13 protein-coding genes are annotated in these 13,864 nt (G+C 72.0%); 3 read left to right on the plus strand and 10 right to left on the minus strand.

Going from position 1 to position 13,864, the window contains the following annotated elements; all coding sequences use genetic code 11:
* Nucleotides 1-55: 55 nt before the first annotated feature.
* Nucleotides 56-505, minus strand: a complete 450-nt coding sequence (locus OIE67_RS39420; RefSeq protein WP_326630081.1) for a carboxymuconolactone decarboxylase family protein — start codon at nt 503-505, stop codon at nt 56-58.
* An 84-nt stretch (nt 506-589) separates the two neighbouring features.
* Between OIE67_RS39420 and OIE67_RS39425 the strand changes: the two genes are divergently transcribed.
* Nucleotides 590-1,459 (plus strand): sigma-70 family RNA polymerase sigma factor, encoded by an 870-nt coding sequence (locus OIE67_RS39425; protein ID WP_326630083.1) that lies wholly within the window; start codon nt 590-592, stop codon nt 1,457-1,459.
* A 24-nt stretch (nt 1,460-1,483) separates the two neighbouring features.
* Here the strand turns inward: OIE67_RS39425 and OIE67_RS39430 are convergent, their stop codons facing one another.
* The gene (locus OIE67_RS39430) at nt 1,484-1,606 is read right to left on the minus strand and encodes a hypothetical protein (RefSeq protein WP_326630085.1); all 123 of its coding nucleotides are present in this window, start codon (nt 1,604-1,606) and stop codon (nt 1,484-1,486) included.
* A gap of 67 nt (nt 1,607-1,673) precedes the next feature.
* Here OIE67_RS39430 and OIE67_RS39435 point away from each other — a divergent pair, with 67 nt between their 5' ends.
* Nucleotides 1,674-2,246, plus strand: coding sequence for a dienelactone hydrolase family protein (locus OIE67_RS39435; RefSeq protein WP_326630087.1), 573 nt, complete (start codon nt 1,674-1,676; stop codon nt 2,244-2,246).
* Nucleotides 2,247-2,373: 127 nt separating this feature from the next.
* Here OIE67_RS39435 and katG read toward each other — a convergent pair whose 3' ends face one another.
* The 6 genes from katG to OIE67_RS39465 all read right to left on the minus strand — a co-directional run bounded on the left by katG (nt 2,374) and on the right by OIE67_RS39465 (nt 9,763).
* On the minus strand, nt 2,374-4,605 hold the full coding sequence (gene katG, locus OIE67_RS39440) for a catalase/peroxidase HPI (protein ID WP_326630090.1): 2,232 nt from the start codon (nt 4,603-4,605) through the stop codon (nt 2,374-2,376).
* Nucleotides 4,606-4,639: 34 nt separating this feature from the next.
* The gene (locus tag OIE67_RS39445; RefSeq protein WP_326630092.1) at nt 4,640-5,077 is read right to left on the minus strand and encodes a Fur family transcriptional regulator; all 438 of its coding nucleotides are present in this window, start codon (nt 5,075-5,077) and stop codon (nt 4,640-4,642) included.
* A gap of 135 nt (nt 5,078-5,212) precedes the next feature.
* The gene (locus OIE67_RS39450) at nt 5,213-6,385 is read right to left on the minus strand and encodes a serine hydrolase domain-containing protein (protein ID WP_326630094.1); all 1,173 of its coding nucleotides are present in this window, start codon (nt 6,383-6,385) and stop codon (nt 5,213-5,215) included.
* A gap of 38 nt (nt 6,386-6,423) precedes the next feature.
* A complete protein-coding gene (locus OIE67_RS39455) occupies nt 6,424-6,801 on the minus strand; it encodes a hypothetical protein (protein WP_326630096.1) in 378 nt (125 codons plus the stop codon).
* A gap of 104 nt (nt 6,802-6,905) precedes the next feature.
* Complete coding sequence (locus OIE67_RS39460; RefSeq protein ID WP_326630098.1) at nt 6,906-8,126, minus strand: cytochrome P450; 1,221 nt, start codon at nt 8,124-8,126, stop codon at nt 6,906-6,908.
* A 20-nt stretch (nt 8,127-8,146) separates the two neighbouring features.
* Complete coding sequence (locus tag OIE67_RS39465) at nt 8,147-9,763, minus strand: FAD-dependent oxidoreductase (RefSeq protein WP_326630100.1); 1,617 nt, start codon at nt 9,761-9,763, stop codon at nt 8,147-8,149.
* A 212-nt stretch (nt 9,764-9,975) separates the two neighbouring features.
* Here OIE67_RS39465 and OIE67_RS39470 point away from each other — a divergent pair, with 212 nt between their 5' ends.
* On the plus strand, nt 9,976-11,505 hold the full coding sequence (locus OIE67_RS39470) for an alpha-N-arabinofuranosidase (protein WP_326630102.1): 1,530 nt from the start codon (nt 9,976-9,978) through the stop codon (nt 11,503-11,505).
* Nucleotides 11,506-11,542: 37 nt separating this feature from the next.
* Here OIE67_RS39470 and OIE67_RS39475 read toward each other — a convergent pair whose 3' ends face one another.
* Both OIE67_RS39475 and OIE67_RS39480 read right to left on the minus strand, forming a co-directional pair.
* On the minus strand, nt 11,543-12,415 hold the full coding sequence (locus OIE67_RS39475) for an LLM class F420-dependent oxidoreductase (protein ID WP_326630104.1): 873 nt from the start codon (nt 12,413-12,415) through the stop codon (nt 11,543-11,545).
* A 42-nt stretch (nt 12,416-12,457) separates the two neighbouring features.
* Nucleotides 12,458-13,849 (minus strand): amino acid permease, encoded by a 1,392-nt coding sequence (locus tag OIE67_RS39480; RefSeq protein WP_326630106.1) that lies wholly within the window; start codon nt 13,847-13,849, stop codon nt 12,458-12,460.
* Nucleotides 13,850-13,864 lie beyond the last annotated feature (15 nt).

Consider the following 13,864-nt stretch of genomic DNA (forward strand, 5'->3'; position numbering starts at 1 on the left):
ACCGACGGCGCGGCCCGACCGATCACAGGCCGACCGATGGCGGGCCCCGGTCGGGTTACCAGGTCTTGCCGGCCTGCTCCCGGAGCGTGTGGTTGATCCGGTTGAAGAAGTTGGTCAGCGCGATGTCCAGGACGATAGCCGACAGCTGCCGCTCGTCGAAGTGCTCGGCGGCCGCGGCCCAGATCTCGTCGGTCACCCCCGGCGCCCCGTCCTGGATCCGGGTGGCCGCCTCGGCCAGGGCGAGCGCGGCCCGTTCCGCCTCGGTGAAGAAGGGCGTCTCGCGCCAGGCGACCACGCTGTGCAGCCGTTCGTCGCTCTCCCCCTGCTTCCTGGCCGCGGCGATCCCGGCGTGGACGCAGGGGGAGCAGCCGTTGATCTGGCTGGCCCGCAGGTGGACCAGCTCCAGCACGCGCGGGTCCACCCCGCCCGAATACATCGCCTTGTACAGGCCCTTGATGGCCGCCATGACGTCGGCGTCGGCCGGGCTCTGCATCCGTGCTTGCATGGTGTCGCTCCTCGGTTCCGGTTACCCGGGCCGGTCCTGGCCCGTCATCACCCATGACGGAGCGGTACGGAGAAAGGTAACGACATGTCCGACCACGGCCAGGCAGACCTGGTGACCGAGGCGTTCGAGGCGCAGCGTGAGCGGCTGCGCGCGGTCGCCTTCCGCATGCTGGGCTCGCACGCCGACGCCGAGGACGTGGTCCAGGAGGCCTGGCTGCGGCTGTCCCGGCAGGACGCGGCGGCCATCCACAACCTGGGCGGCTGGCTGACCACGGTGGTCGGCCGGATCAGCCTGGACGTCCTGCGCTCGCGCCAGAGGCGCCCCGAGGCGTCGTACGGTGACCGGCTGCCCGGCATCGTCGTCCTCGACGAGGAGGCGGAGCCCGAGGAGGAGGCGGTGCTGGCGGACTCGGTCGGGCTGGCGCTGCTCGTCGTCCTGCAGTCGCTCAAGCCGGGCGAGCGGCTGGCGTTCGTGTTGCACGACCTGTTCGCGGTGCCGTTCGACGAGATCGGCCGGATCCTCGGCAAGTCGGCCGACGCCGCCAAGATGCTGGCCAGCCGGGCCCGCGGGAAGGTGCGGGCGACCGAGCGGGAGCCGGTCTCGGGACGGGAGCAGCGGCAGGTGGTACGGGCCTTCCGCGCGGCCGTGCGGGACGGCGACTTCGAGGAGCTGCTGCGCGTGCTCGACCCCGAGGTGAAGCTGACCGTGGACACACCCGGCGGCGAGGTCGTGGTGCTCGGGGCCACCGAGATCGCGGGTCGGGCGCGGCTGTTCTCCGGCGCGGCGGCGCGGGAGCGGGAGGTGCTGGTGGGCGGCCTGCCGGGCTTCATGTCGTGGCGTGCCGACGGCACCCCGCTGTCGATCCTGTACTTCACCGTCACCGGCGACCGGATCACCGCCATCACGGCCCTGACCGACGCCACTCGCCTGACGGCGATGAACCTGTCCCCCTGAGCACCACGAAAATCATCCGGCACGTCACCAAGGGGACGAACAGGGCCTCTCCCGCTCGTTCTCCGAGATCTGCATCAGGGAGATCAGCGTCAGAGTGGCCGACGACTGGATCAGGGCGAAGAACGACTGCGCGGTGTTCACGTCCATCGCGGCCTACGGCGGCTCGCGCGGGGCGGGCGACCGGGAAGGCGCGCGGGCTGGCTAAGCTGCGCGCATGGCGCGGATTCTCCTCTTGCACTCGATGTACGGCCTGCGGCCCGCCGTCCACCAAGCGGCCGACCGGCTGCGGGCGGCCGGTCACACCGTGCACGTCCCCGACCTGTACGACGGCCGGGTCGTCGACACGCCCGAGGAGGGCATCGCGATCAAGGACGAGATCGGCCGGGACGAGCTGCTCAAGCGGGCGGTCGCCGCGGCGGCCCCGCTGTCGGCCGGCGGGCTGGTCTACGCGGGCTTCTCGCTCGGCGCGGCGATCGCGCAGAACCTGGCCCTGGGCGACGAGCAGTCGCGCGGCCTGCTGCTCATGCACGGCACGTCCGACATGGCCGAAGGGGTCTCCGCCGACGACCTGCCCGTGCAGCTGCACGTCGCCGACCCCGACACCTACGAGCCGGTCGACTGGCTGAACGCCTGGTACCTGCGGATGCGTCAGGCGCGGGCCGACGTGGAGGTCTTCCGCTACCCGGGCGCCGGCCACCTGTTCACCGACCCCGACCTGCCGGACCACGACCCCGAGGCCGCCGAGCGCGCCTGGGCCATCGCCCTGGACTTCCTCGCCGACCTGTGACCCTGTCTGTGACAACGGGCCGTTCCGAACAAGCCGGCCTGTGACGCCGAGCCACACAGAACGGGCCCGTCCGTGACAACGGGCCGGCCCCATGCAGGGCCGGCCCGGAGTCAGGGAGCGGGGACGATCAGGCGAGGTCGAACCGGTCGAGGTTCATGACCTTGTCCCACGCCACGACGAAGTCCGTGACGAACTTCTCCTTGGCGTCGTCGCTCGCGTACACCTCGGCCAGCGCGCGCAGCTCCGAGTTGGACCCGAAGACGAGGTCGGCCCGGGTGCCGGTCCACTTGACCTGGCCGGTGGCGGCGTCGCGGCCCTCGAACATGTTCTCGTCGCCGCCGACGCCCGACCACTCCGTGCCCAGGTCGAGCAGGTTGACGAAGAAGTCGTTCGTCAGCACGCCCGGGGTCTCGGTGAGGACGCCGTGCTGCGAGCCCTGGTAGTTGGCGCCCAGGACGCGCAGGCCGCCGATGAGGACGGTCAGCTCGGGAGCGCTGAGGGTCAGCAGGTTGGCCCGGTCGAGCAGCAGGTACTCGGCCGGCAGCCGGTTGCCCTTGCCCAGGTAGTTGCGGAAGCCGTCGGCGACCGGCTCGAGCGCGGCGAACGACTCGACGTCCGTCTGCTCCTGCGAGGCGTCCACGCGGCCCGGCCGGAAGGGCACCTCGATCTGGTAACCGGCGTCCTTGGCGGCCTTCTCGACGCCCGCGACACCGGCCAGCACGATCACGTCGGCCAGCGAGACCTGCTTGCCGCCGGTCTGCGCGCCGTTGAAGGACTTCTGGACGCCTTCGAGCGTGCCGAGCACCGTCGCGAGGCGGTCGGGCTCGTTGACCTCCCACGCGCTCTGCGGCTGCAGGCGGATGCGGGCGCCGTTGGCGCCGCCGCGCTTGTCGCTGCCGCGGAAGGAGGAGGCCGACGCCCACGCCGTGGAGACGAGCTGCGACACCGTCAGGCCCGAGGCCAGGATCTGGCCCTTGAGCGCGGCGACGTCGGCGGCGTCGATGAGCTCGTGCGTCACCTTGGGCAGCGGGTCCTGCCACAGCAGCACCTCGGCCGGGACCTCGGGGCCGAGGTAACGCTCGATCGGGCCCATGTCGCGGTGGGTCAGCTTGTACCACGCCTTGGCGAAGGCGTCCGCGAGCTCGTCGGGGTGCTCCAGCCAGCGCCGGGTGATCTGCTCGTAGATCGGGTCGTAGCGCATCGACAGGTCGGTGGTCAGCATCGTCGGCGCGTGCGTCTTCGCCGGGTCGTGCGCGTCGGGCACGGTGCCGGCGCCAGCGCCGTCCTTCGGCCGCCACTGGTTGGCGCCCGCGGGGCTCTGGAAAAGCTCCCACTCGTAGCCGTACAGGATCTCGAGGAAGCTGTTGTCCCAGGTGATCGGGGTGTTGGTCCAGATGCCCTCAAGGCCGCTGGTGATCGTGTCGCCGCCCTTGCCGGTGCCGAAGCTGTTCTTCCAGCCCAGGCCCTGCTGCTCGATGGAGGCGGCCTCGGGGTCGTCGCCGACGTTGTCGGACGGGCCCGCGCCGTGGGTCTTGCCGAAGGTGTGACCGCCGACGATCAGGGCGGCCGTCTCCTCGTCGTTCATCGCCATCCGGCGGAACGTCTCGCGGATGTCGCGGGCGGCGGCGATCGGGTCGGGGTTGCCGTTGGGGCCCTCGGGGTTGACGTAGATGAGGCCCATCTGGACCGCCCCGAGCGGGTTTTCCAGCTCGCGGTCACCGGTGTAGCGCTCGTCGCCGAGCCAGGTGGTCTCGGGACCCCAGTAGACGTCCTCCTCGGCCTCCCAGACGTCCTCGCGGCCGCCGGCGAAGCCGAAGGTCTGGAAGCCCATCGTCTCCAGGGCCACGTTGCCGGACAGCACGAGCAGGTCGGCCCAGGAGAGCTTCTTGCCGTACTTCTTCTTGATCGGCCACAGCAGGCGGCGGGCCTTGTCCAGGTTGGCGTTGTCCGGCCAGCTGTTGAGCGGGGCGAAGCGCTGCTGGCCGGCGCCGGCGCCGCCGCGGCCGTCGCTGATGCGGTACGTGCCCGCGCTGTGCCAGGCCATCCGGATGATGAACGGGCCGTAGTGGCCGAAGTCGGCCGGCCACCAGTCCTGCGAGGTGGTGAGCACCTCGGCGATGTCCCGCTTCACGGCCGCGAGGTCCAGGCTCTTGAACGCCGCGGCGTAGTCGAAGTCCTCGCCGAAGGGGTTGGCCACGGCGGGGTTCTTGGCCAGGATCTTGAGGTTGAGCCGCTCCGGCCACCACTGACGGTTGCCACCACCCTGCGTCGGGTGCGGGGCGCGCACGTGCGCGACCGGGCAGCCGCCTTCGCCCTCCGGCTGCGGGTCTGTGACGATCGCGTCATGGTTCTCGGACATGGGCATCCTTCCGGACTGTGGAGATCACGATTGCTCAGGAACTGATGTCGGTGGAACAGGCGGGGCACAGGCCCCAGTAGATGACCTCGGCCTCGTCGATGACGAAGCCGTGCTCGTCGGACGCGCTCAGGCAGGGCGCGTGGCCGACGGCGCAGTCGACGTCGGCCACGGCCCCGCAGGAGCGGCAGACGATGTGGTGGTGGTTGTCCCCGACCCGGCCTTCGTAGCGGGCCGGGCTGCCGGCCGGTTCGATGCGGCGGACGAGGCCAGCCGCCGTGAGGGCGTGCAGGGCCTCGTAGACGGCCTGCAGGGAGACATGGCCGACGCGTTCGCGCACTCCGTCGGCGATCGCCTCGACGCCGAGATGATCGCCTTCTCTGACGGTGTCGAGCAGTGCCACGCGGGCGGCCGTGATCCGCAGGCCCGCGCCGCGCAACTCCTCGGCGGTGGTCGGAGTGCTGGATGCGGTCATGCGGTCAAACCTACCGCCACAAACACGAACTGTACAAGATAATGAATCCTCCAAGTCTGGGGCCCGGATGGGTAACCGGCGGCGCGTCGCGCCCGTGCCCGTCAGGGCGCCGACGGCCGCGCGCCCGGCGTCCGTTCAGGGCGCGACGGCCGCGCGCACGGCGCGGTACAGGCTCGCGGCCCGGTCGTCGGGAACGCCCTCTCTGAGGCGGTTCATCACGTAGCCGAACGCGATCCCGCTCTCCTGGTCGGCGAACCCGATGGAGCCGCCCAGACCCCCGAACCCGAAGGCGGAGGGCGAGTACCAGTACGCGTCCGGCGTAGGCAGGCCGAACCCGGTGCCGATCCGCACGGGCACCCGCAGGATCCGGTCGATCCCGGCGGCCCGCTCCTCGACCGCGGCGGCCAGGCTGCCGGAGGTGAGGATGCGGTGGCCGTCCACCTCGCCGATGAGCGCCGCGTAGAAGCGGGCCAGGCCGCGGGCCGTGCAGATGCCGTTGGTCGCGGGCAGCTCGGCGGCCTGCTCGGCGGGGTCGTTGTGGTCCAGGGCCGGCTTGACGACGCCCATCGCGCGCGAGGTGAGCGAGGTGGGATCGGCGTAGACGGCCAGGATCTCGCGCATGGGCCCGGGGACGGCGTCGAGGTCGATGGCGCTGGGGTCGAAGGCGGCGGCCTCGGTGAGGATGCGGCTGACCCGGTGGTGCTCCGACTTGGGCAGGCCGATCCAGAAGTCGATGCCGAACGGCCCCGCGATCTCCTCGGCGAGGAACGTGCCGACGCTCCTGCCGCTGACCCGGCGCACGACCTCGCCGACGAGCCAGCCGTACGTCTGCCCGTGGTAGCCGTGCTCGGTCCCCGGCTCCCAGTACGGCCGCTGCGCGGCGAGCGCGTCCACCATGGGCTCCCAGGCGATGGCCTCGGCCGGGGTGATCGGCCGGTCGATCGCGGGCAACCCGGCCTGGTGGGTGAGCAGCCACCGCACCGGCAGCCGCTCCTTGCCCTGGGCCGCGAACTCGGGCCAGTAGCGGGCCACCGGCGCGTCGAGGTCGAGCTCGCCCCGCTGGGCCAGCAGCAGGGCGCAGGCCGCGGTGACGGCCTTGGTGGTGCTGTAGACGACCTGGAGGGTGTCGCGCTCCCACGGGCGCCCGGTCTCGGGATCGGCGATCCCGCCCCACAGGTCGACGACCTCGCGGCCGTGCACGTAGACGCTCACCGCCGCGCCGACGTCCTGGCCGGAGTCCAGGTTCGCGGCGAACGCCGCGCGCACCGCCTCGAATCCCGGTGCGATGTCCCCGCCGATCTCGGTCATGCCTCGTCTCCTCTCGTCGGTCCGCGGAGAAGGAGCGGTCAGCGGCGGAACTTCTCGACCAGCCAGGCGCACAGCTCCGGCTCGGTCATCTCAGGAAATTCCGCCGCGAACGTGGACAGCGCGCGCATCGCCTCGTCCCGGTCGAGACCGCGGGCCAGCGCGGCCTTGAGATAGTCCTGCCGGGCGGCCGTCGGACGTCCTCCGCCCGCGCCGCGCCCGGGCAGCCCCTCACGCCAGCGGGTGATCTCCGCCAGCCGATCGGCCCGCCAGCCGGGGGCGCCGTCCACCTCGACGTCGGGCGCGGGGAACGGGTGATCGGAGTCGCCGGGGAAGCGGGTGCGCCACTTGTGCACCGCGTGCCGGGTCACCCCCAGGGCCTCGGCCAGGCCGAGGATGCCGAGGTAGCGCTCGGTCATGGGTGCACCTGCTCGTCTGTCCGGCCTCCTTCGCGGATCTCCACTACTACCACGGACGGCGCCCTGCTCAGCGAGCGCCGGGGAAACATTGTCTCTATGCGAGACTAAGTTGGCAAGTACGGCTCCACGCCGTCGTACTCGATCAGGAGGTGGCGCGGCCCGCGCAGGACGGGGCTCGGCCGGTAGGGCGGCGGGTCGGTGACGAGCCTGGGGGCGCGCAGCCTGCGGACGAGCTCCGCCAGCATGATCTGCCCCTCCAGCCGGGCCAGCGGCGCGCCGAAGCAGTAGTGGACGCCGCCGCCGAAGCCCAGGTGCTCATTGGGGAGCCGGCACGGGTCGAAGCGGCCGGGGTCGCTCACGTGGGCCGGGTCGCGGCTGCCCGCCGCCAGCGCGAGCACGACGGGCGCGCCGGCCGGGATGGTGACGCCGGCGATCGTGATGTCGTCGAGGGCGACCCGCGAGGACAGGAAGTGCACCGGCGGCTCGTAACGCAGCAGCTCCTCGACGGCGGGGACGATGAGGCCGGGGTCGGCGCGCAGGCGTTCGAGCAGGTCGGGCCGGCGCAGGAAGGTGAGCATGCCGTTGGCGATGAGGTTGATCGTGGTCTCGTGCCCGGCGATGAGCAGCAGCACGGCGGTGGACACCACCTCCTGCGGCGTCATCCCGCCCTCCGGGCCCCGGTAGGTGACGAACCCGGACAGCAGGTCCTGCCCCGGCTGCCGCCCGTGCTCCTCGGCCAGACCGGCGAGGTAGCCGCGCAGCTCGTTCGCGACGGCCTGGCGTTCCCGCTCCCGCTCGGCGCGGCCCTCCTCGCCTGGTATCAGCGTCTCGACGAGTTTCTCCGTCCAGGCGTGGAAGCGCGGCTCGTCCTCCTCGGGCACGCCGAGCAGCCGGCAGATCATCGCGACCGGCAGCGGATAGGCGACCTCGTCCACGAGATCGACCCGGCCTCGGTCGGCGATGGCGTCGATCAGCCCGGTCGTGATCTCCAGCATCGCCGGCCGCAGCTCCTCCACCACACGGGGCGAGTGCGGCGGCCCGAAGTGACGCACGGCGAGGCGGCGCAGCCGGTCGTGCTCGGGCGGGTCGAGCCCGATGAACGAGGGATTCTGATCGAGCGCCTCGGCCGCGACGGCGAGGTTGCGGCGGTCGGAGCTGATCCGCGGGTCGTGCAGCAGCGCGACGATCTCGCGGTACGTGCTCACGACGTACGTGCCGTCCTCCTGGCGCACCACCGGCGTCTCGCGCAGCCGCTCGTAGAGCGGATAGGGGTCGGCGCGGCCGGAAGGGTCGAGGATCCGCTCGAAGAGGCTCTGCGATGACATGCTCTGCACTCCTGATCCGTTCAGCGCTGTGGCGGGTGCACCAGCGTGGCGCGGCGTTCGGCCGGGTCGTGGCCGGTCACCACGACGGTCGCCCCCGCCGTGGCGACCATCCTGTCCGGGACCTGGGCCGGCACCGGCCGGGGAGCCTCGCGCCGGTCGACGTGGCGGGTCACGGGCGGGAACGGCGCGGCCCGCTCGATCAGCCCCTGGTAGTACTCCAGCCACATGCCCTGGTCGAAGGTGACCGCCGCGGTGATCCGGCCCCGGTAGCCGTAGACGGCCACGAAGCGGCGCTCGTCAGTCGAGCCCTGCGCGACCACGAGCTCGTCGGCGAGAGTGGGCACGCCGACCGACTTGATGTTGACCCCGAACTGGGTGGACCAGAAGACCGGCACCGACAGGTGCGGCCAGCGGTGCGCCTGGTCGCTGACCATGTTGTGCGCGGCGATCTCGGCCTGGGCGACCGCGTTGCCCCAGTGCTCCAGCGTCATGAACTGGTACTGGTAGAGCGGGTGCGGGAAGCGGGCGATGTCGCCGGCCACGAAGATGTCGTCCGTGACCAGCCCGTTGGTGTCGACGGCGCGGCAGCCCGCGTCGCAGGCCACACCCCACACGCCGGCGGCCAGCCCCGAGCCGTGCAGCCACTCGACGTTGCGGATCGAGCCGAGCGCGACGACCGCCACGTCGGCCTCCACCGTGCTTCCGTCGGACAATCGGGCCCCGCGCAGCCGGCCGCCCGCGTCGCCTTCCAGCGCGGTGACGGTGGTGTCGCAGCGCAGGTCGACCCCGTGGTCGCGGTGCATCTGGGCCGCCACGCCGCCGATGACCGCGCCGAGCGCACTGACGAGCGGGGCGGGGCCGCGTTCGACGACCGTCACGGGCAGGTCCAGCTCGCGGCAGACGGAGGCGATCTCGCTGCCGGTGAAGCCCGCGCCGAGGACGAGCACCCGGCGCGGCCGGGCGGCCAGGGCCTGTCTCAGGCGGGCGGCGTCCTCCAGCGTGCGCAGCGTGTGCACGCCCTCCAGCGCCGCCTCGGCCTCGTTCGGCCAGGGGCGGGCGCGGGTGCCGGTGGCCAGCAGGACCCGGTCGAAGCCGATCTCGCGGCCGTCGGCCAGGTGGACACGCTTGCTCGCCACGTCCAGCCCCGTCGCCGGGGTGCCCGCGATCCACTCGGCCTCGACCTCACGCAGCCTGGGCAGCATGGTGTGGCCGGACGGCACCTGCCCGGTGAGCACCTGCTTGGACAGCGGCGGCCGGTCGTAGGGCTCGTGACTCTCGTCACCGATCACCGTCAGGGTGCCGGCGAAGCCCTCCCGCCGCAGCACGCCCGCGGCGCGCGCGCCGGCCAGCGAGGCTCCCACGATCACGATGTGACCATCGGTCATCTTCGCGGCCGGCGCCTCCTCGTACGACGGCCGCTCCGCCGACGACTGGCCGACCCGGCGCGTCTGTGTCCAGTCGAGGTGGATGGCCTGGACGGGGCAGGCGGCGGCCGCCCGCAGGATGTGCTCGCGCTGCTCGTCGGCGGGATCCAGGTCGTAGAGGAGCGCCTCGTCGCCCACGGTGAAGACGTCGGGCGCGAGGTAGGCGCACTGGCCGTATCCCTGGCAGCGCGTCAGGTCGACGATGACTCTCACAAGGCCACTCCCCCGTCGAGCGGGCACGTTCCCGCTGGTCGGCGGCGGGTCCCGGGCTGGGACCTACCCGTGACGCCGAGGGCCGTAGCCCGCCCCGCGCGATCCTGTCCTGCTCTTTGCCCGCCGGGTGCCGGCGCCTTGACAGCCGTTCATGTATCGATACAAACTTGCGTCGCCCGCATCGACGCACGAAGCACGCGAGGTAGTCCTGGATGAACGCCGTCCCCGCCGTCATCAACGTCGACGTCCCCGGTCCCGTGATCAACCGGCACCTGTACGGGCACTTCGCCGAGCACCTGGGCCGGTGCGTCTACGGCGGGTTCTACGTGGGCGAGGACAGTGACCTGCCGAACGAGGGCGGCCTGCGGCTGGACGTGGTCGACGCGCTGCGCGCCCTGAACATCCCCAACCTGCGCTGGCCCGGCGGCTGCTTCGCCGACGAATACCACTGGATGGACGGCGTCGGGCCCAAGGAGCGGCGCCCGATCATGGTCAACACCCACTGGGGCAACGTCGAGGAGAACAACCACTTCGGCACGCACGAGTTCATGGCCCTGTGCGAGCTGCTGGGGGCGGAGCCGTACATCAGCGGAAACGTCGGCTCGGGCACGGTCAGGGAGATGAGCGACTGGGTCGAATACCTCACCCGCGAGGGCGACTCGCCGATGGTGCGGCTGCGCAAGGAGAACGGGCGCGAGGAGCCGTGGCGGGTGCGCTTCTGGGGGCTCGGCAACGAGGCGTGGGGCTGCGGCGGCCACATGAGCGCCGCGCAGTACGCCGCCGAGGCGCGCAAGTTCGGCACCTACTGCCGCGACCACGGCGACAACCAGCTGTACCGGATCGCGGCGGGGGCCAACTCCTTCGACTACGCCTGGACCGAGACGCTGATGAAGCAGCTCGGCGAGCTGGGCTGCGCCTACCGCCCGGCGCCGTTCATGCAGGCGCTGTCGGTGCACTACTACACGCTCACGGGCACCTGGCAGGACAAGGGCCAGGCCACGGACTTCGGCACCGACGACCACTACCGCACGATGGTGCAGGCGGCCCGGGTGGACGAGCTGCTCACCGGCCACTCCAACGTGATGGACTGCTACGACCCGGGCCGGAACGTGGGCCTGGTGCTGGACGAGTGGGGCACCTGGTGGAACGTCGAGCCGGGCACCAACCCCGGCTTCCTCTACCAGCAGAACACGCTGCGCGACGCCCTCGTGGCCGGGCTGCACTTCGACGTCTTCCACCGCCACGCCGACCGCCTGGTCATGGCCAACATCGCCCAGACGGTGAACGTGCTCCAGGCCATGATCCTGACCGATCCTGAGTCGGGCGCGCTGGTGCTCACGCCCACGTACCACGTGTTCGAGATGAACAAGGGGCACCAGGACGCGGCCTCGCTGCGGGTGGACCTCCCCTCGGGGCTGCCCTCGCGCGAGGTCGGGGAGGACCGGCTGGCGACCGTCTCGCTGTCGGCCAGCCGCAAGGACGGCCGGATCCTCGTGTCGCTGTCGAACCTGGACGCGGACGAGGCGGCGGACGTGGAACTGGACCTGCGCGGCGGCTCCGTGACCGACGTCCGCGCCCGGATCCTCACCGCGGACCGGCTCCAGGACCACAACACCCCCGAGGCCCCGGCCACGGTCGCGCCGCGCCCGCACGATCAGGTCACGGCCACGGCGTCCGGCCTGCGGGTGCACCTGCCCGCCCGCTCCTTCGTCACCGTCGAGGGCAGCCTGGACGGCCGGTGAACGCGTCCCGGCCCCGCGCGGCCGCAGGCGACCAGTCCTAGGGCTGCTGGCGCAGGCCGAGGGCGTCGGCGGCGGTCTCCAGGGCGGCGAGGTGCTCGTCCACCGAGCGCAGCCCCGCCCGCATGGTGTTGACGGCCAGGTGCGTGGCCCCGGACGCCTCCCACCGGCGGGCCGTCTCGGCCAGCTCGTCCGGGTCGCCGCGCCAGCTCACGCGCCCCTCCATGCCGAGCGTGGCGGGGTCGCGGCCGGCCCGCGCGGCGGCCTGCTCGACCATGGCCTTGGCCTCGTCGAGCTCCTGGCCCGGTGACATCTGCGGGAACCAGCCGTCGGCCAGGCGCCCGGCCCTGCGGTAGGCGGCCGGCGACTGGCCGCCGATCCACACGGGGATCGGCCGCCGGACGGGCAGCGGCGCGATCCCGGCCCCGGTCACCCGGTGGAACTCGCCCTCGAACGTGACCGACTGCTCGGTCCACAGCCGGCGCATGAGCTCGATCTGCTCCTCGACGCGCCGGCCCCGGTTGCCGAAGTCCTCGCCGAGCGCTTCGTACTCGACCGGGTTCCAGCCGATCCCGACGCCCAGCCGGAACCGGCCGCCGGTCAGCAGGTCGACCTCGGCCGCCTGCTTGGCCGCGAGCACGGTCTGCCGCTGGGGCAGGATGACGATGCTGGTGACGAGTTCGAGCGAGGTCAGCGCGGCGAGGTAGCCGAACAGGACCATCGGCTCGTGGAACGTCGTGCGCACGTCGTAGGGCCCGTCCCAGCCCTCGTGCACCGCCGGGTCGGCGCCCACGACGTGGTCGAAGGCCATCACGTGCCGGTAGCCGAGCTCCTGGACCCGCTGCCCGTAGGCGCGCACGGCGCCCGCGTCGCCGCCGAGCTCTGTCTGGGGCAGGACGACACCGATCCGCATGGCGAGGACTCCCGTCGGGCGCGTGCTACTTCCCGATCATCATCACTCACCCGGCCCCGATCCTTCACGTACGACGCTCCGGCGGGAGACGACGGCGTACACCACGCTGACGATCACGAAGAACGGGACGCCCGCCCACCACGCCGGGCGCAGCGGCTCGATGAACAGCGTCGAGACGAGCACGGCGGCCAGGAAGAGCATCACCACCACCGAGGTGACGGGCGCGCCCCAGAGCCGGACCGGTGACGGCGCCAGCCCCTGGGCGGCGCGGGTGCGGCGGAAGGCGTGGTGGGTCACCAGGATGAGCAGCCACACGACCAGCGCCCCGAACACCGACACCCCGAACAGCGCCAGGTACGCCTCGCTCTCGCTGGCCGCCGAGACGATCGCGGCCAGCGCCAGGCCGAGCGCCGACAGCGCGAGCGCGTTGCGCGGCACGCCGGAGGCGCTGAGGCGTCCCGTCCAGGCGGGGGCGTACCGGTGGGAGGCCAGCGAGTGCATCATCCTGGTGGTCAGGTACAGGTTCGTGTTGGCACTGGAGAGCGCGGCGGTCAGGACCACGAAGTTCATGATCGTGGCCGCCGCCGGGACGCCGGCCGCCGAGAAGACGCGGACGAACGGGCTCTGGGTGACGTCGCCGCCCTGCGCGGTGGTGGTCCACGGCACCACGGTCAGCACGACCGCGATGGCCAGCACGTAGAACAGCGCCAGGCGGGTGACCATGCGGCGGGCGGCGCGCGGGATGTCGCGGGCGGGGTTCTCCGACTCGGCGGCGGTGACCGAGACGACCTCGGTGCCGATGTAGCTGAACAGCACGAACACCATGGCCAGGAACAGGCCGTTGATCCCGTTGGGCAGGAAGCCGTCGTGCGCGGTCAGGTTGGACACGCCGGTGGCCTGCGCGCCGGGCAGCCCGACGGTGATCAGGACCACGCCGAGCAGGATGAACACGACGATGGCCACCACCTTGATCATGGCGAACCAGTACTCGACCTCGCCGAACAGCTTGACCGCGGCGGCGTTCGTGATCAGCACGACGGCGGAGAAGACGGTGACCGGCAGCCACAGCGGCAGCGACGGCCACCAGAACTGCACGTAGATCCCGGCCGCGATGACCTCGCCGCCGATCGCGATGACCTGGATCGTCCAGTACGTCCAGCGGACCACGAACCCGGCCCACGGCCCCAGGTACCGGTGCGCGATGACCCCGAACGCGCCCGCCTCCGGATGCACCACGACCATCTCGGCCAGCGCCCAGCCGATCACCAGCGCCACGCCGGCGCAGATCACGTAGGCGACGATGGTGGCCGACCCCGCCTGCGAGATGGCCAGGCTGGAGCCGAGGAACAGCCCGGTGCCGATGGCGCCGCCCAGCCCGATCATGGTGAGCTGGCGGCCGGTCAGCCGGCGGCGCAGCCCGGTTTCGTTGTCCACGGAAGACCTCTCGGG

The organism is Nonomuraea fuscirosea (assembly GCF_035917475.1).
GTDB lineage: Bacteria > Actinomycetota > Actinomycetes > Streptosporangiales > Streptosporangiaceae > Nonomuraea > Nonomuraea fuscirosea.